Source organism: Cytobacillus sp. SAFR-174, assembly GCF_051964675.1.
Classification (GTDB): domain Bacteria; phylum Bacillota; class Bacilli; order Bacillales; family Cytobacillaceae; genus Cytobacillus.
In genome coordinates this window covers 68,861-85,009 of sequence record NZ_JBQCMZ010000011.1, presented here as the reverse complement: position 1 = coordinate 85,009, position 16,149 = coordinate 68,861, and the positions used below count along the sequence as shown (strand labels likewise).

Annotated in this window: 17 protein-coding genes and 1 other annotated feature; of the genes, 4 read left to right on the top strand and 13 right to left on the bottom strand. The window is 41.1% G+C overall.

The window, feature by feature from the left end; genetic code table 11:
- The first annotated feature begins 98 nt into the window (after positions 1 to 98).
- Positions 99 to 653, top strand: a complete 555-nt coding sequence (locus ACTHRG_RS13035; RefSeq protein WP_286148875.1) for a restriction endonuclease — start codon at positions 99 to 101, stop codon at positions 651 to 653.
- A gap of 132 nt (positions 654 to 785) precedes the next feature.
- Here ACTHRG_RS13035 and ACTHRG_RS13030 read toward each other — a convergent pair whose 3' ends face one another.
- The 4 genes from ACTHRG_RS13030 to ACTHRG_RS13015 all read right to left on the bottom strand — a co-directional run bounded on the left by ACTHRG_RS13030 (position 786) and on the right by ACTHRG_RS13015 (position 7,437).
- Complete coding sequence (locus ACTHRG_RS13030; RefSeq protein ID WP_076260122.1) at positions 786 to 1,343, bottom strand: isochorismatase family protein; 558 nt, start codon at positions 1,341 to 1,343, stop codon at positions 786 to 788.
- A 256-nt stretch (positions 1,344 to 1,599) separates the two neighbouring features.
- Positions 1,600 to 3,036: a proline--tRNA ligase gene (gene proS / locus ACTHRG_RS13025; RefSeq protein ID WP_076259966.1), complete on the bottom strand. Its 1,437-nt coding sequence runs from the start codon at positions 3,034 to 3,036 to the stop codon at positions 1,600 to 1,602.
- Positions 3,037 to 3,090: 54 nt separating this feature from the next.
- Positions 3,091 to 3,306, bottom strand: a binding site (T-box leader).
- An 80-nt stretch (positions 3,307 to 3,386) separates the two neighbouring features.
- Positions 3,387 to 6,461: an efflux RND transporter permease subunit gene (locus ACTHRG_RS13020; protein WP_076259969.1), complete on the bottom strand. Its 3,075-nt coding sequence runs from the start codon at positions 6,459 to 6,461 to the stop codon at positions 3,387 to 3,389.
- Positions 6,462 to 6,834: 373 nt separating this feature from the next.
- Positions 6,835 to 7,437 (bottom strand): TetR/AcrR family transcriptional regulator, encoded by a 603-nt coding sequence (locus ACTHRG_RS13015; protein WP_076259971.1) that lies wholly within the window; start codon positions 7,435 to 7,437, stop codon positions 6,835 to 6,837.
- Positions 7,438 to 7,681: 244 nt separating this feature from the next.
- Between ACTHRG_RS13015 and ACTHRG_RS13010 the strand changes: the two genes are divergently transcribed.
- Positions 7,682 to 8,098, top strand: a complete 417-nt coding sequence (locus ACTHRG_RS13010) for a DUF1284 domain-containing protein (RefSeq protein ID WP_076259974.1) — start codon at positions 7,682 to 7,684, stop codon at positions 8,096 to 8,098.
- A gap of 22 nt (positions 8,099 to 8,120) precedes the next feature.
- On the opposite strand, the gene ACTHRG_RS13005 is transcribed toward ACTHRG_RS13010, so the two are convergent.
- A complete protein-coding gene (locus ACTHRG_RS13005) occupies positions 8,121 to 8,321 on the bottom strand; it encodes a hypothetical protein (protein WP_076259977.1) in 201 nt (66 codons plus the stop codon).
- Between the two features lie 91 nt (positions 8,322 to 8,412).
- On the bottom strand, positions 8,413 to 8,535 hold the full coding sequence (locus tag ACTHRG_RS13000; protein WP_139325635.1) for a CrcB family protein: 123 nt from the start codon (positions 8,533 to 8,535) through the stop codon (positions 8,413 to 8,415).
- 227 nt (positions 8,536 to 8,762) lie between these two features.
- On the opposite strand from ACTHRG_RS13000, the gene ACTHRG_RS12995 reads away from it, so the two are divergent.
- The gene (locus tag ACTHRG_RS12995) at positions 8,763 to 10,310 is read left to right on the top strand and encodes a sensor domain-containing diguanylate cyclase (protein ID WP_076259979.1); all 1,548 of its coding nucleotides are present in this window, start codon (positions 8,763 to 8,765) and stop codon (positions 10,308 to 10,310) included.
- A 55-nt stretch (positions 10,311 to 10,365) separates the two neighbouring features.
- On the opposite strand, the gene ACTHRG_RS12990 is transcribed toward ACTHRG_RS12995, so the two are convergent.
- Positions 10,366 to 10,764 (bottom strand): cytidine deaminase, encoded by a 399-nt coding sequence (locus ACTHRG_RS12990; protein ID WP_076259982.1) that lies wholly within the window; start codon positions 10,762 to 10,764, stop codon positions 10,366 to 10,368.
- A gap of 541 nt (positions 10,765 to 11,305) precedes the next feature.
- Between ACTHRG_RS12990 and ACTHRG_RS12985 the strand changes: the two genes are divergently transcribed.
- Positions 11,306 to 11,665: a cyclic-phosphate processing receiver domain-containing protein gene (locus tag ACTHRG_RS12985; protein WP_076259987.1), complete on the top strand. Its 360-nt coding sequence runs from the start codon at positions 11,306 to 11,308 to the stop codon at positions 11,663 to 11,665.
- A gap of 153 nt (positions 11,666 to 11,818) precedes the next feature.
- Here ACTHRG_RS12985 and ACTHRG_RS12980 read toward each other — a convergent pair whose 3' ends face one another.
- The 6 genes from ACTHRG_RS12980 to ACTHRG_RS12955 all read right to left on the bottom strand — a co-directional run bounded on the left by ACTHRG_RS12980 (position 11,819) and on the right by ACTHRG_RS12955 (position 15,929).
- Complete coding sequence (locus tag ACTHRG_RS12980; RefSeq protein WP_175609126.1) at positions 11,819 to 11,983, bottom strand: hypothetical protein; 165 nt, start codon at positions 11,981 to 11,983, stop codon at positions 11,819 to 11,821.
- Between the two features lie 146 nt (positions 11,984 to 12,129).
- Entirely contained in the window at positions 12,130 to 12,690 is a 561-nt protein-coding gene (locus tag ACTHRG_RS12975; RefSeq protein ID WP_076259990.1) for a sugar O-acetyltransferase, read from the bottom strand.
- A 76-nt stretch (positions 12,691 to 12,766) separates the two neighbouring features.
- A complete protein-coding gene (locus ACTHRG_RS12970) occupies positions 12,767 to 12,976 on the bottom strand; it encodes a hypothetical protein (protein WP_035325521.1) in 210 nt (69 codons plus the stop codon).
- A 137-nt stretch (positions 12,977 to 13,113) separates the two neighbouring features.
- Complete coding sequence (locus ACTHRG_RS12965) at positions 13,114 to 13,821, bottom strand: DNA alkylation repair protein (protein ID WP_076259993.1); 708 nt, start codon at positions 13,819 to 13,821, stop codon at positions 13,114 to 13,116.
- A gap of 54 nt (positions 13,822 to 13,875) precedes the next feature.
- The gene (locus ACTHRG_RS12960; protein ID WP_076259995.1) at positions 13,876 to 14,571 is read right to left on the bottom strand and encodes a peptidase E; all 696 of its coding nucleotides are present in this window, start codon (positions 14,569 to 14,571) and stop codon (positions 13,876 to 13,878) included.
- A gap of 113 nt (positions 14,572 to 14,684) precedes the next feature.
- Positions 14,685 to 15,929, bottom strand: coding sequence for an MFS transporter (locus tag ACTHRG_RS12955; protein ID WP_076259998.1), 1,245 nt, complete (start codon positions 15,927 to 15,929; stop codon positions 14,685 to 14,687).
- Positions 15,930 to 16,149: the final 220 nt, after the last annotated feature.

Sequence of the window (16,149 nt, the reverse complement as noted above, 5' to 3'; positions counted from 1 at the left end):
AAATTTTACCCAGAAATTTTTCTCCTATTCTTCCAATTTTGTTTATCCCATATGTTATAACAAGATTAGCAGATTTAAAATGGAGGATGTGGATTAGCTTGAACTATCGTTATCATAATTTACTTTGGATTATAATCATTCTGGTGCCGATAATTGTATTTATAAAAACGAACAATTGGGAAAATGCGATTATGGCTTTTTTGGGAGGAGTAATTTTTTATCTTCTTTACGGATTGTTTTGGTTCCGCCGAATTCAGAAAAGGGAAGTGGATTCGGAAATCTGGAAAATCAGCAAACTTTCGGATGAGCAATTAGAGGATTTCACCATCCCCCTTTTAACTAAATTAGGGTATACAATAACAAAGCCGGATGATGAAAATCCGGATATAAGTTTTTTACTGACCCATCCAACAGGCAATCAAGCGATTGTAAAAGTCAAAAGCCATAAAAGAGAGATAGGAATTCGCCTTGTTCAGAAAACTTTAAAACAATTGGATATTTATGAGGCTGGTGAATGTTGGGTTATCACAAACGAGCGTTTCACCCCGCAAGCAATTGAATATGCTAAAGCAAACAATACCCTCTTATGCGATCGGGAACAATTCATAGACTGGATACTAAAAGCGAAAAAAGGGGAGAAAGTCCGGGGATAGGAACCTTGATTTTTCGAAAGATTCCTTCACGCTCCTACTTTAGGGATATAGGTTTTTGAAGTTCTCACCTAAACGTCCCAATTTCTAATATGAAATTGGGACTCTATTGTTAATGCTAATTATCATTTCACTTTACCTATAAGAATCATGTATCGGATGGAACAGATCTTCCTCTGCATTTCTGACAACTGAAAAGTGTTCCACATTGTAATGGCCGTGAAGCGTTTCATTATGATGCTTAATAATTTGCTCTGCACATAAAGCATTGCTGTCCGTTGTTGAATGTCCATCACCTACTAATGTGACATCCAATCCGCTAATCGTTGCGGTTCTAACTGCACTGTCTATACAGTGCTGGGTTTTGCATCCCATTATCACAACATGCTTGACCGTTTGGGATTTAAGGTGATCCAGCAGTCCTGTTCCATGAAAAGAATTGGTTGCCGTTTTATCAAAATACTTTGATTCTGCAGGCACTTTAATATCTTCATGAACCTGAAATCCTTTCCCTTTTCCTTCCGCAACATCTAAATCCCTTACAACGACAACTGGAACACCTGATTGTTTTGCTTTTTCAATCACTAAATTGATATTCCCAATAAGGCGCTCTTTATTAAAAATAGCCGTTTCTTCCAGGTTCCCATCGATTAACTCCTGCTGGGCATCAATAATTAATAAGGTTTGATTCAAATCGTTTTCCCCTTTCAACACCTTTAAAATTTTTCGGATATATTCCTCTATGTTTTTTTCGCCAGTATATTTGTTTGTCATAATATCTGTATCCTAAAATGGAGTCAATTATTTATCTAAATTTTTAGATATATTTAATTATAACAGAATATCTAAAGAAAAAAATTTAATATTGTTAATCCATAATGCTTTTGAAACCATAAGAAAAAGGCCGCCTGAGTGAGGCGGCCTAAGATCAATATTCCACATTCCCAGATTAATAAGCCCGGGCAAACCAAACCGTATGCTTCGCTTCTTTTCCACAATGGATGCAAGTATCCTTGGTGGACGGCGGGTTGAACGGGATGTTCCGTGTCGTGAATTTCGTTTTTTCTTTTACACTTTCTTCACATGCATCTTCACCGCACCATCCGGCTAAGATCCAGCCTGGGATGGCATCATTTTGTTCAGATTGGGCAATGTGCTGTTCTAATTGCTCGATAGTATCGATATGTGTGTGCGAATTCTCAGCGCGGAATTCTTTTGCTTTTTCTAAAAGACGAGTCTGCATCGTTTCAAGCTCTTTTTTGATGCTTTCAATAATCGAATCAAGCGGTACGGCCACTTTATCCCCAAGATCACGCGCCTTCATTAAGCATTGATTTTGGTCTAAATCACGAGGTCCAAGCTCTATGCGGACAGGCACGCCTTTTAGCTCCCACTCATTAAATTTATAGCCTGGTGATTGATCGGAATCATCAAGGCGTACGCGGATTCCTTCTGCCTTCAATGCAGCAAACACTTCATCTAATTTCTCCATAATCGCAGGGTTCTTTTTCCATGGTCCGACTGGAATCAGCACGACTTGAGTCGGTGCTACTCTTGGAGGGAGAACAAGGCCTTGTTCATCACCATGAACCATGATGACAGAGCCGATTAACCGTGTGGATGTACCCCATGATGTTGTATGGACAAAAGTATGTTTATTTTCTTTGTTCAAATATTTGATATCAAAAGCTTCCGCAAACTTTGTGCCCAAGTAATGGGAAGTTCCCGCCTGTACCGCTTTTCCATCCTTCATCATCGCTTCAATGGAGAATGTATCAACTGCACCGGCAAAGCGCTCGGATGGTGTTTTTTGCCCATCATAAACCGGAATCGCAAGCAAGCCTTCTACCACTTCTTTATAGATTTCCAGCATCTGCATTGTTTCCTTGCGCGCATCTTCTTCGTCCACATGCGCTGTATGGCCTTCCTGCCATAAAAATTCTGATGTGCGGATGAAAGGAAGAGTTTTCTTCTCCCAGCGGAATACATTCGCCCATTGATTGATTAAGACCGGCAGATCCCGGTAGCTTTTAATCCAATCGGAATACAAATGTCCAATCATTGTTTCAGAAGTTGGGCGAAGTGCCAGACGCTCCTCAAGCTTCTCTCCTGCCGCTTCTGTGATCCATGGAAGCTCCGGCGAAAATCCTTCAATATGATCCTTTTCCTTTTGAAAAAAGTTCTCCGGAATCAGCATCGGGAAATAGGCATTGCGGTGGCCGGTTTCCTTAAAACGCTTATCCATCTCAGCCTGAATATGCTCCCAAATTTCATAGCCATCAGGCTTAAAGGCGATACACCCGCGAACAGGGGTGTAATCAAATAAATCTGCTTTTTGTATCGTATCCAGATACCATTTTGTAAAGTTGTTGGTGTTTTGAGACATCTTGTTTTCCTCCTGAAAATATTTTTAAGAATAAAAAAAGCATAAAGAGTCCTTCAAAAGGACGTCTTTATGCTAATAGACGCGGTACCACCTTAGTTCGGCTTTTACAAAATCTAAAGCCCTCTAATCGTTAATAACGAAACGACCCGGTTAGCTTTTTCCTAACATCTCCGTGGCAGGTTTCAATAAGGAGGGGTGATATAGCTCTCAGCCCAGGCTATATTTTCTGTTTCACAATCCTTATTTACTTGATCACATCATTGATTACATATATATGTTAATATACCAACTTGTGATGAGTAATTCAATACAGGCAGAAATAAATTCCTGATGGAGTGTTCCCCTCCATCCTATTTCCCCTCAGCTCTTCTCTCTATCTTAGACGTCTTCAGGAAAAATAATTCATACACAACAGGAACAATAATTAATGTCAGCAGTGTGGATGATGTTAAACCGCCAATAACCGTTACCGCAAGACCCTTTGAAATAAGGGTTCCTGATGAGGTGGTCAATGCCAGCGGGATCAATGCGGCAATGGTCGCAAATGCTGTCATTAAAATTGGTCGTAGCCTTGTTTTCCCAGCTTCAACTAACGACTCTCTAATAGGCAAACCTTTCGTTCTGTTCTGCCCGATCCGGTCGACAAGCACAATCGCATTCGTTGTGACAATTCCAATCAGCATCAGGAAGCCAATCATTACACTTACAGAAAGAGGCTCATTAATAAGGTAAAGTGATACAAGCGAACCTATCGGAACAAATATGAGTGATGAAAGGATAATAAATGGAATACGGGCTTTACCAAAGGTAATCAGCATGGTTAAATACACAAGCCCGATTGCCACAAGAATGGAAATCCCAAGTGATTGGAAAATCTCCACTGTTTCATCATTGCCACCACCGCTCGTTAAGGACACTCCATCCGGAAGATCAAGCTTTTCGACTCCCGCCTTGATCTCTGATGATACTGCCTGCACATCATTTCCCTTTACCTGGCCTGAAACACGGGCATAAACCTTGCTGTCCAGCTTCTGAATCGATGTGAAGGTATCCATTTCCTTAACTTCAGCGACTTCCGAAAGCGGGACTGGCCCTCTTTGAGAGAATAGGGTGACCTCCTCCAGTTCATCTTTTGACCCGAGCTCTTTATCAAAGGACAGCTGAACCTCCTGCTCCTTATCATCCAGCAGCAGCGTCCCGACATTCACAGGCTTCGTCTGATCGCTGACAGTTCCAAGAATCTGGAATCCTGACAAACCATATTCACTAGCTTTCTCAGAATCTATTTCCACTAAAAATTGCTTTTGCTTTTCGCTGAAATTATTCGTAATATATTTCAGGTTTTTATTTCCCTTCATATACTCTTCCACTTGCTTGGAAGCCTTCTGCAATGCCTCTAAATCATTGGAAAACAAGTCAATATCCACATTATTATTCGAAGGAGGCCCGCCTGTTTCCAGCTCCTGAACACTAATCTTCAAATCAGCGTTTTCCTCATCTGAGATATCTTCTATTTTACTTTCAATTGATTTGATCGTTTTCTCCACATTTACATTATCTTTTAAGTTAACAAAATAGCTTGCTTTGTTTTCAAGCCGAAGTCCTGTGGCAAAATCCCGGGCTCCTATAGCGGCTGTAACATCCGCCGCTTCTTTCTGCTCATCCAGCATCTCTTCCACCTTCAGTGAGATGGTATTTGTTTTTTCCAGGGAAGCGGATGATGGCAATTCAATCGATGCTGTCAGCGTTTTCGACTGTTCATTAGGAATAAATGTAAATCCTAATGAAGGCACAACCGCAAATGAGCCAACAAGCAATACGAAAGAAATAAATAAGATAATAAACTTATGATTGAGCGATTTTTCAATTAAACGGCCATAAAACCTCTGAAGGGCTCCCTCTTTTTCTTCAGCCGGCACTTTCTTGAACGAAAATTTTGCCAGGATCGGCACAATCGTGATGGAAACCAGCAGCGATGCTAACAGTGAGAACACAATCGTTAAAGCAAAAGGCAAAAAGAATTTCCCTGTTATCCCGCCAACAAAGCCGATTGGAAGGAAAACCACAACGGTCGTTAATGTTGATGAGGTGATCGCCTTTAATATTTCTTTGGTGGATTCCAGAATAATTTTATCGGACATTCCCTCATTGGATTTGCGGACCCGCCTGAAGATATTTTCAATGACGACAATACTGTCATCCACCACACGCCCTACAGCTACAGCCATTCCGCCCAGTGTCATGATGTTTAATGAGATGTCCATTTGGTTTAGAAAAATCGCTGCAATCAGAATGGACAAAGGAATGGAAACGACTGCGATAATGGTCGCTCTGGCATTGCGAAGGAAAACCAGAACGGCAATGGACGCAAATAGTGCCCCTAACAGCCCTTCTTTGACTAATGTGCTGACAGACTTTTCAATATCCTTGGCAGAGTCGATGCCAATCTCGTAGTCGAGCTGATCATTGTATTTTTCCAGTACACTCGTCACCTTGTCTGCCACTTCAACAGTGTTGGCTTCCTGCTTTTTCGTGATCGCCATGGATAAAGATTCTTTCAGATTATAACGGGCTAATTCACTTTTATCTGTTATTGGCTCAATGTCTGCAATATCTTTCAGCAAAATATCAGCAGATTGCCGGGCTCCCTGCTCTCCGCCGGCACCGGCCCCTTCAGCTGGAGCACCGCCAAAAGCAGGCTGAAGCTGAAGATTTTCCAGATTTGCAATAGAATCAAGATTTTCTTCTACACGGATCGGTATTTGCTCTTCCTTTTCCGTCAGCTCACCTGCCGGGAAAGAAAGATATTTTTCATTGATCTGCTCTTTAATGCTGCTGAGTGATAATCCTGCTTCTGCTGCTTTCTCTTTATCGACCGTAATTTGAACAAGATTATCAGTTAACCCTGCAACAGATACGCTGTTAATTCCTTCTATTTTATTTAATTCAGGAATGACGCCATCCTTCATGACAGCTTCTATGCTTTCCCCGTCCTTGCTGAAAAAAGAAATATTATAAATGGGAAAAGATCCAAAAGAGAGCCGGTTTAATTTCACTTCAGCCTCTTCAGGCAATCCGGCTTCATCAATAACCGAATTCACCTTCTGTTCAACCTTATCGAGATCTGTATCAAACGGAAATTCCAGGTTAATGATCCCAATGCTGTCATAAGCAGAACTGGTCATCTTTTTTACACCCTCAATGGAATCCAGCTGATCTTCAAGCTTTGAAACTACCTGTTTATCCACATCAGATGGAGATGCACCAGGGTATACCGCTTCAATGGATATCTGCGGGAATTCAATATCAGGAAATTGATCCACTTTTAATTTTGAAAAAGAGTAAATACCGCCAGTGATTAATAAAAATGAAATGATAAAGACCGCAACGGCATTCTTTAAACTGAACTTAGTTAAAAAACTCATCTTTTAATCTCCTTTATATTTAATTTATAAATAAATTATACAAAAACCATACAAACCTATCAATTGATAGACTGTTTCCAAAAAAAAACTTTAACAAGCCAGTTTGTTAAAGCTAATAATCGTTATTCCGTTAATGCCGATTCAATCAGTGGGGGCTTTATCCCCGCTGATTGTTAGTTGAGGCCCACAGGACAAGGAAGGCTTCGTCAGCATGAGCATCGCACGACCAAATGCGACAGCTTTTGGGAGGAAGCGGGTCACAAAGACGTTGCCACAGGACAAGGAAAGCTACGGCAGCGATACATCGCACGACCGAAAGCGGCAGCTTTTGGGAGGACGTGGCGTTTTTAGTCTTTGTTCGTATTTCGGGCCTTTACGGGCAGTTAGACTGCGATAAACCATAAAGAATTACTTTGACATAAAATCTGGCTTGTTCTTTCGCCAGGCTTTCTTTCAATTTGTAATCAGTATTCCTTGATGAAATCAGACTTAACAGCAGGTACGCCGATGAAACCGGGTCGGACCCTATTTCCGCTGGATCGCGCAGCTTATGATCTTTAATCCCTTTTTCAAAGATCGAGGCAATCGGATCCTGATAAGATTCCATCCACCATTTCCGGACGATTCCCTGATGCTCCTGATCTAATTCTTTTTGAATATCATGAAACATCTGGCCCATTGAAGGAGGCTTATTGATTAAAATATAATAAGTGACCTGAAATAAACATTCTTCAATATCACCCTCAAAGCGCTTAATAATTCTGCTTAAAGCGTTCTGCATATCAACCAGTTCAGTCCTAAGCACTTCCATATAAATGGCCTTTTTATTGGAAAAATGATGATAAAGGGTAGGCTGCGTAATGCCGCAAGCTTCAGCAATTCTCCTTGTGGAAACCGCCCGATACCCTAAATCCATAAAAAGCTTATGTGCTGCTTTCACAATTTTTTTATGCGTATCGCTTGCATTTAGTAACATAAACAAAATCCCTTTCAAGTAAGCGAACCCTATCACTTGATAAGATTATAAAAACCAAAATGAATTGCGTCAACAATCAATGTGCTCATTTATAAAGTTAACATTCGATTCTATTACATATTCCCATTTCTCCACTTTTCAATCATTGTTCATAAGGCAAAAATATATGATAATATAAATAATTATGTTAACCTATTTATCATTTTAGTTAACCATTTATCTAATCGAACAATGGGGGGATTTTATGTATAAGCTGCGTGGCCATCATCTCTTTTGCCTTCTGGGCTATCGGGGAATGGGCTACTCTCAGGAATATGTGGAAAATATGACCCGTATGCATCAAACCTTGAGAGACAATCCCAGGACATGGATACAGCTTGTTAAAGGGCCGGATCACCTTTGTGAAAAGTATCCCAATTCAGGTGAATACCATTGTGAACACGATGATATTTATGAAAGAGATGCCGTTATTCTTGAGAAATTAGGGCTTAAAATCGGGCAAATCCTGTATTGGCAGGACATCGAGTCCAACATCCAAAAATATACCGTTCCCTCAGATATACAAACTGTTTGTGAAACCTGTTCCTGGCGGTCTTATGGAGTTTGTGAAGAAGGTATTCGAGATATTCTTGAAGGGCAGGGCTTGAAGGAAATAAAGTAGAGTATCCGATGTGTCCAGTGAATTACTGGTCCTTTTTAAGCAAATCAATTAAATAATATATCTGTGAAATAACAAAAGACAGAAATAAGACAATGATTGTTCCGAATGTGTATACCGCTTCTTCTGCAGGGTCGCCTCCGTCCATATATACTGAACCAAAGATAAAAAAGAATACGACACTTACCAACGCGCCTAAGAAGAAAATACTAATATACTTTGACATGGTATCCCCCATTTCACACATATAATAGTATTAGAAATCAATAAAAAAGGTTCCCGCACTATCCAGAAACGGGAACCACTTTACTCCCCAGTCACCCCAGCCATTGCTGATTGTAAGCTATGATCCCTAATATGGCACCAACACCTGCGCCAAAAAGCAAACCCCCGATTGCCCAAATCGCTTTTTTATTCACTTTATTATCCTTTTCGATCATGAACGGCACCTCCTCACAGCTGATTAAGAATCAGACAGTATCCCCTAACACTAATATTTATATTAATTTTCAACTTCCATTCATTTATTTTCAATTCTTTTAATAATTGGAAATTCCTTCTAGTATCCGTAAATTGCTTATTTCTTGTTGTGAGTCATACAAATCTCATGGTATATTTTAGTAGGCTATTTGAACTAATAATAGCACTTTATTATCGGTGAAAAGATATGAAAAAACCTATCAGATTACGCATCCAGTGGCTAATTTTAGGCTTACTGGCTTTTGCTATGCTTGGCACCTATGCAGGGAGTGTCATTTCTAGTGTAGTGGTCAGCAAGAACAACCTGGAGAAAAATTATTTAATAGAAAACCAATATTATGCTCAAAAACTCGCAGCTGTTACAGATTCTCTTTTTGTCAATATGATTAAAAATCTGACGATGGAAGCACGAAATGAAGATCTTTTGACGAACGATTCCCGAAAAATCCACAAAGAGTTAGATTTCATACTGCAGTCCACTACCTATTTCAATTCTACATTTTTTGCTGACAAGACTGGCCGCGTCGTGGCATCTGCTCCTGATATGGCTTTAAATGGAACAAAATTAACTAGTGTCGGTGCAAAAAAATCTCTCGAAAAGAAAGTTCCTATAATATCAAAGCCCTATGTAGGTGTAACCGGAAAATTAATTATGCTTATTTCTGTCCCCGTTTTTGATAAAAGCGGATCGTATGAGGGATTTCTTGCCGGAACCATCTATTTACATGAAGATAACAGCCTCATCCAGATTCTGGGGCAGCATCCAAAGCATGAAAATAACTCTTATGTATATGTGGTTGATTCTGAAGGTAATATTATTTATCATCCGGATAAAAAAAGAATTAACGATAATGTGAAAGAAAACAAAGTGATACAGCAAGTTTTAGAAGGAAGAAACGGAAATCTGGAAGTCACGAATACGAAAGGCATAGCCATGCTTGCCGGATATGCCTCAGCTACCTCAACAAGCAAATGGGGCATTGTATCCCAGACTCCTAAAGAGTCAGTAATGGAGCCAACCTTTGAAATGGCCAGGCAAGTAAGCTTGATTGCCATTCTCTTTATGCTGTTTGTTTTCGCCTTATCCCTGATCATGCTGAAAAAAATTGTAAATCCGATCAGAAATCTAGCTTTATACGCAAAGCAGATGACGACCGAACCATCTCGTCCTGCACCGCAAATTCCCGGCTGGTATTTTGAGTTAAGGGAATTAAAACGTGCAATTTTAATAGCTGTGGATTTTTATCAGACCAAACTGACGAATGCAGAAAGTGAGTCGAACCTGGATCCGCTTACCGGTTTCTATAACCGGCGTTTTTTAGAGAAAAAGATAAGGGAGCTCGATAGGTACTCCATCATTTTATTTGATATTGACCATTTTAAAGCAGTAAACGACCAGTTTGGCCATCAAGTGGGAGATGATGTATTAAAATTTCTTTCTGAATTAGTTAAGAGGGAAACGAGAGCAAGTGATCTTTGCTTCCGCATAGGCGGCGAAGAATTTCTAATCATCCTTCCAGAAACCGATATTCACATCACGAAATCTGTTGGAGAACGGATAAGGAAAATCACTGAATACACCTTAAGCCCCTCCGGAAAACCAATCACTGTTTCCATGGGAATTAGCAGCTTTCCCGCTGCAGCGGATAGCTTTTCAGAGTTAATGAACAAAACGGACCAGGCATTATACAAGGCTAAACAAGAGGGAAGAAATAGAGTGGTTACCGCCGTGTAAAATAAAGAGGGCAAGCTTTGAGTGAATATCTCTCAAAACTTGCCCTCTTTTTATGCTACATCTCTAAATCCGTAAACGCGTACGGCAATAAATCTTTTAATGTCAGTTCCAGTATATCTTTTTTCTCATTAGTTAAGTAAACTGGCATATCAGGCATGCAGAACTCAGCTAACACCTGCCTGCAGATGCTGCACGGCGGAAGAAAATCTGCCGTATCACCAGCTACAGCTATAGCTTGAAAATCACCTTTTTTGTAACCATTAGCAATTGCAGTGAAAATAGCTGTTCTCTCGGCACAATTCGTTGCACCTAACGAAACATTTTCCACGTTCACACCATTAATGACCGTGCCGTCTTTCAGCAATAATGCAGCTCCAACCGGAAATTTGGAATAGGGAGCATAAGCTCTCTCCTTCATACTGCGTGCACTTTCCATCAATTGCTCTTTATTCATCATACCCATCCTTTTCAAAGAAGAATGAACTTTTCACAGTCCCCTTAGGCCAATGTGAAATTGGCAGGATTTTTATCATATAATTTTTTGAAATGTTTGTCAATATACTGACTGTCCGAAGTTACTCCAAGTTCTGACTCTGAACCGCCAATTTCCACTTTCCCCGTCCGAAGTTGCTCCAGGTTCTGACTCTAAACCGCCAATTTCTGCTTTCTCTGTCCGAAGTTGATCCAGGTTCTGACTCTGAACCGCCAATTTCCGCTTTCTCTGTCCGTAGTTGCTCCAGGTTCTGACTCTGCAGCCCAGATTTCCTCATTCTATGTCCCAAGCATCAAATCCCGGCTCCCCCGACAAAGATCCGCCTCCAAAGCTCGTTCCAGAATGCAAACTCTAAAAAAGGAAACAGATCCCATATTAATTACTTTAGTCCCATCCCTCTTCGGTATCTTTGCTTACATATCTATGTTACAATGAAATGAGTATCAAACTTTAGGGTCAACTTGACTTTTCTTAGTCACCCCTTCGAAAGGGGATTAAAAAAATGGAGAAAATAAGCGTATTTCTGGATGATTATCGGAGAGCGCCGGATGGTCATGTATTAGTTGAGACCATTGATGAATGTATCCTTTTGCTTCAGACCTATGAAATTGACCACTTGTCTTTAGACCATGACTTAGTAAGCAAATCGAGAAATGGTCTTATGCTTGTTCATATAATGGTTCAAAAACAGTTATTTGCGGATCGAATAACTGTTCACTCTGCCAATTCAGTCGGCGGGAAAGCCATGTATCATTATTTAAAACAAGCACAGCAGGATTTTGAAATGCCCACTGACATTAAAGTAATTTTACGTCCACTGCCCCTCAACTACATTCCGCCAAACTATCTGCACAGCTTCTAGAGAACCAATGACAACCACCTTTTCTCCTTAGTCACAGGAATTATACAAATCAATAGTGTACAGGGAGCAGAGTTAATTGACTGCTTCCTTTTTTTATGTCTTTAATAGTTAAAATAAATCCGCTCCCGCATCAAATCTTTAGAACATTTGTCATCACATTCCGCCACACTCAGGAGGCTTTTCCTTTTCTCCCTCAGCAAAATCGCAGCCTTCTGCAACTGATTCAAGTCCATATTCTGTACTGCTGACATCCTTCATACCTTGATCATTTATGGTGCTTTTAAAGACCTTGTTCATTCCTTCTTTATTTTCTCTCATGAGTTTCCCTCCGGCCTTTTTATAAAAGTTTTCACTTAGAGGAATCATGTTATTCATGTGGTGGGTATTCCTGGGATATGAACTGCAGCACTATATTCCAACTCTTTTCTTATTAGGTGAATTTACACAAGGAATCTTATAAAGGTCTAGAACTCAATCTGTTTAATGATTTTCGCCGGATTTCCGCCAACTACTACATTATCAGGCACATCTTTGGTAACGACTGCACCTGATGCGATTACCGCATTGTCCCCTATTGTTACACCTGGATTAATGACTGCACTTCCCCCAATCCATACATTGTTTCCAATCGTAATCGGCTTTGCATATTCCCTGCCCGAATTGCGTTCAGCAGGATGGAGCGGATGCGTTGCCGTATAGATATGTACACCGGGTGCAAGCATGCAGTTATCTCCAAAACGAACTTCACAGACATCTAAGATTGTGCAGTCGAAGTTCGCAAAAAAGTTTTCTCCTACATGCGTATTATAGCCATAATCAAACCGGATATTAGGCTCCATATATACGTTTTCTCCGGTTGACCCAAGTAGCTCCTTTAATAAATTTGTCCGCTTTTCTCCTTCTGTCTCCAGAGTCTGATTGTACATTCTGACCTTTCGTCTTGCTTCTTCTCGTTCCTTTAATAAAACCGGATCGGCAGGATCATACATTTCTCCGGCCAGCATTTTTTCTTTTTCTGTTTTCATTTTTAAGACCTGCTTTCAAGTATATTTTCCAAATGCAGAACTGAAAAAAGGACAGTGTACCTGTCCCCGTGTCCCTTTAGCGTGACGCTTTAGGCGGCTGGCAAACGTCACATTTGCGCTGGTGATTATTTTTGAATTTCGTAAATGTTTTTTCAAACTGGCTGCCGCATGCACATTGAAAAAGCAGTTTTTGAGAAAACCCATGATATTCCGTTGATAGCAGCTTACTATCCGAGTTCTTTTCAACAAATTCGTTGATTTTACTGATGGTCCACCGTTTATTCATTACCTTATCCCTCCATATTTAATCGCTGGGCGGAGGCTTTCTGGGCATCCGTTCCACTATGAGCACAACTCATAATTCCTAAGTTCCCCATTATAACACAATGGGACAGGTTCATTGTCCCATCCGGCCCCTAAGGTTTAACATCTTACATATTTCCGTTTAAATCCAATCCTTCCCCTATCCACTTCCTTTTGGATATTTTCTGTGGCGTGCAGGAAGGTGCTTTTTTTCTTTTCCCGATTCATTTCGACCGGACCAATGGCTTTTGCAGTCGAAAGCGCTTTTTCATGGAGCGGCAAATAGGAGACACCAACGGTATAGACAAAGTTATTCATAGCGGATTTCGTACGCTCCGGAGAATCGTGGATGGTGTCTTTCACTCTATCAAGCATTTTGGCCAGCTTCTCTTCGGAAAATTCAGCGTCCGGACGATTTCCCAAAAGCCAGCAATAGCAGCTCCATCCGCCTGACATTCGCAGTTCTTCCCCGCTTTCGATCCATTTGTCGGCAACATCCTGTGCAATTTCTGCTTCAGCTAATGTAACGGCCACCACATAATCGGACAGCATGTAAAAATAAGCAGCATCCATCCAGCGATCAAAACCCGCCTCGGTCATCACCTCAGGATCTGCAATGACGCCTGCAAAGTACATGGCATCATAGTTCCCTGTGGCGTATAGCTCCTCCGCCAAAGGCTGATTTCTTTTTATTTTCTTAGCTATCGGTTTCATCGCACCTGTTGCAACGCCAAAAAGCGGCTCGTGTGCGCCGTTTGATATGTATATTTTCTTGGTCCGTTCCTTGCCAAGAGCCTCCAGTTCCTGCATAACCGTCTGTAAATCCATTTTTAAGCACTTCCTTCTATTTTAATAAAGTTAACAGCAAAAGACTGATTCGCTTCAAGAACCCAAATATTCGGTTTTCAGTTCAATCTCTTTAACTTCTTTATCGAAATAGACCTTAAAGGCCTTGGCATCCGGTCTAGAGCTTACGATTCGGCTGACCTCCTCCTCAATGAAGTGGATAGCCACTCCATCATCCGCTGCAATTCCAGGCTTTATTTTATCAGAAGCCAAAAGCTCATGATAGGCAGGCCTTCTTTCCGCTTCTCCGTCGTAATGAGGGCAATTGCTTCCTTTCAAAAAGCCGAGGCATGTTAATGGCTCCAGTTTATCGCCATAAGAATCCGTAACCCCTTCTTCAAACCAGCAAATGGAGCCCGCACTGATGCCGGCTAATACGATCCCTTGGTCCCATGCCTTTCGTAAAATCTTATCTAATCCCCATTCTTTCCATAAAGCCAATAAATTCTTCGTATTTCCGCCTCCAACATAAATGATATCTTTGTCCAGTATAAATCCCTCTATATCTCTTGTTGGCGGTTTAAATAAAGATAAATGGGAAGGCTGGCAATTCTGCTTTTCAAAAAAGTCATAAAACCATTTAATGCAAATATCGGAATCTCCTGTTGCAGTCGGCACATAACAGACTTTAGGCTTTTCATTACCTGACTGACGTAAAATGTATTCATCCAATAATGGATTCTCCGGTTCCATGGAGAACCCTCCTCCTCCGAGTGCGATAATTTGCCTCATCTTTCTACTTCCCCTCAAATGACGTTACGAATAACTATTCTCCTTCAGTGCTGTTGTTCCCTGTTTTCACAAAAAAATAGAGCTGCCAATATGACAGCTCCATTTCACAAAACTTACGATTCACTCAGCGCGGGCTTCCCCGCTTCCAGAAGCACCTGATCCCGGCCTAAAATAACAGCTAACAGGATAATGAATGCCCCTGTTCCCACAAGAAGCCATTCGATGGCAACGACATCTGCAACCGGGCCAAATATCAGCATGCCAATCGGCATCATGGAGGTGGAGATCATTCCCATGACACCAAACACTCTGCCTAAATAATTCTCATCAATTTTTTCCTGAAGCAATACGGTTACCGGTGTATTGAAAATTGGCATGGCAATCCCGAAGAATGCCATGAACAATAAATAAATCCAGAAAATCGGCACGATGCCGAGTGCCAGGGTGCAGATCCCCATAATGAGACTGGCAAGGGTCATGGTTGTAATTTTATTTGGATATCCACCCCAGGAAGCAATAATTCCGCCCCCTGCCATCATGCCGACTGAAAAGGCAATTTCAATGGCAGTCAGTTCCCACACATCTCCTCCAAAGGTGCGGGTAACCTGCAGCGGCGTCAGAAATGCCGCAGGCGCCATTAATACGATGAATACGGCAAAGAACAAGAAAAACTTCTTCAGGAAAGGATTACTGTTCACATATTGCAGCCCTTGTTTAAAGTCGCTCAAGTAACTCGCTGTCTGTTCCGCTGCTGCTTTTTTGTGCACAGCAATTTTGACAAACGTCATCAGTGTAACAATTGCAACCGCTGCTGTGATGACATCGATGAAGAAGATGACCTCAAGCGATGCCATAGCAATTAAAGCGGCACTGACCATCGGTGAAACAAACATAATGACAGCCTGTATGCTCCCATTTACTCCATTCACCTTTGTCAGCTTCTCCTTCGGGACAATCTGAGGCAGAATCGCCCCGACAGCAGGAGTCTGGATTCCTGTTCCAAGGGCACGAATTCCTGCCATGACAAACAGCAGCCAGATGGACTCATATCCCATTAAGAAGAGGATGGCGAGTATCAGTGTGGAAAAGGCAATGAGGCCATCTGCTAAAATAATCAGCATTTTCCGGTTGTACCGGTCTGCCCAAACACCCGCAACCGGTGATAAAAAGAAGGTCGGAATGAACCCGCAAATAATGTAGAGAGTCATCATCAAACCGGATTCTGTCGTTAACGTAATATGCCACATAATGGCGTATTGAACAAGGGACGATCCAAAAAGCGAGATCGTCTGACTGCTTAAAAATAGAATAATATTCTTCAGCCAATTCTCCTGCAGATTAGAATTTATTGTATTCATTGCTAATCACTCATTTCTATATTTAATAAAAACAAGCTTTGCCTATATTCAGCTGATCAATCCGTTCTATACATTCTATTTCTGAAGACAGCAAAAAAGAGGAGAAATTCATCCCCTCTTTAAAAAATACCGTTAAATATAGGTTTCCTTAAATAGACAGACCAATCCCTTTGCTCTGAACATAGGCAGAGCCTTCAAACGTATTCAATTAACGATTGAA

Excerpts from the sequence above, each read along its gene's own strand:
- ACTHRG_RS12995 (WP_076259979.1), top strand. The coding sequence starts at position 8,763 with ATGAAAAAACCTATCAGATTACGCATCCAGTGGCTAATTTTAGGCTTA.
- ACTHRG_RS13005 (WP_076259977.1), bottom strand. The coding sequence starts at position 8,321 with ATGTCAAAGTATATTAGTATTTTCTTCTTAGGCGCGTTGGTAAGTGTC.
- ACTHRG_RS13020 (WP_076259969.1), bottom strand. The coding sequence starts at position 6,461 with ATGAGTTTTTTAACTAAGTTCAGTTTAAAGAATGCCGTTGCGGTCTTT.
- ACTHRG_RS12985 (WP_076259987.1), top strand. The coding sequence starts at position 11,306 with ATGGAGAAAATAAGCGTATTTCTGGATGATTATCGGAGAGCGCCGGAT.
- ACTHRG_RS12975 (WP_076259990.1), bottom strand. The coding sequence starts at position 12,690 with ATGAAAACAGAAAAAGAAAAAATGCTGGCCGGAGAAATGTATGATCCT.
- proS (WP_076259966.1), bottom strand. The coding sequence starts at position 3,036 with ATGTCTCAAAACACCAACAACTTTACAAAATGGTATCTGGATACGATA.
- ACTHRG_RS12955 (WP_076259998.1), bottom strand. The coding sequence starts at position 15,929 with ATGAATACAATAAATTCTAATCTGCAGGAGAATTGGCTGAAGAATATT.
- ACTHRG_RS12965 (WP_076259993.1), bottom strand. The coding sequence starts at position 13,821 with ATGGATTTACAGACGGTTATGCAGGAACTGGAGGCTCTTGGCAAGGAA.
- ACTHRG_RS13015 (WP_076259971.1), bottom strand. The coding sequence starts at position 7,437 with ATGTTACTAAATGCAAGCGATACGCATAAAAAAATTGTGAAAGCAGCA.
- ACTHRG_RS12960 (WP_076259995.1), bottom strand. The coding sequence starts at position 14,571 with ATGAGGCAAATTATCGCACTCGGAGGAGGAGGGTTCTCCATGGAACCG.
- ACTHRG_RS13000 (WP_139325635.1), bottom strand. The coding sequence starts at position 8,535 with ATGATCGAAAAGGATAATAAAGTGAATAAAAAAGCGATTTGGGCAATC.
- ACTHRG_RS13010 (WP_076259974.1), top strand. The coding sequence starts at position 7,682 with ATGTATAAGCTGCGTGGCCATCATCTCTTTTGCCTTCTGGGCTATCGG.
- ACTHRG_RS12990 (WP_076259982.1), bottom strand. The coding sequence starts at position 10,764 with ATGAATAAAGAGCAATTGATGGAAAGTGCACGCAGTATGAAGGAGAGA.
- ACTHRG_RS12980 (WP_175609126.1), bottom strand. The coding sequence starts at position 11,983 with ATGAGAGAAAATAAAGAAGGAATGAACAAGGTCTTTAAAAGCACCATA.
- ACTHRG_RS12970 (WP_035325521.1), bottom strand. The coding sequence starts at position 12,976 with ATGAATAAACGGTGGACCATCAGTAAAATCAACGAATTTGTTGAAAAG.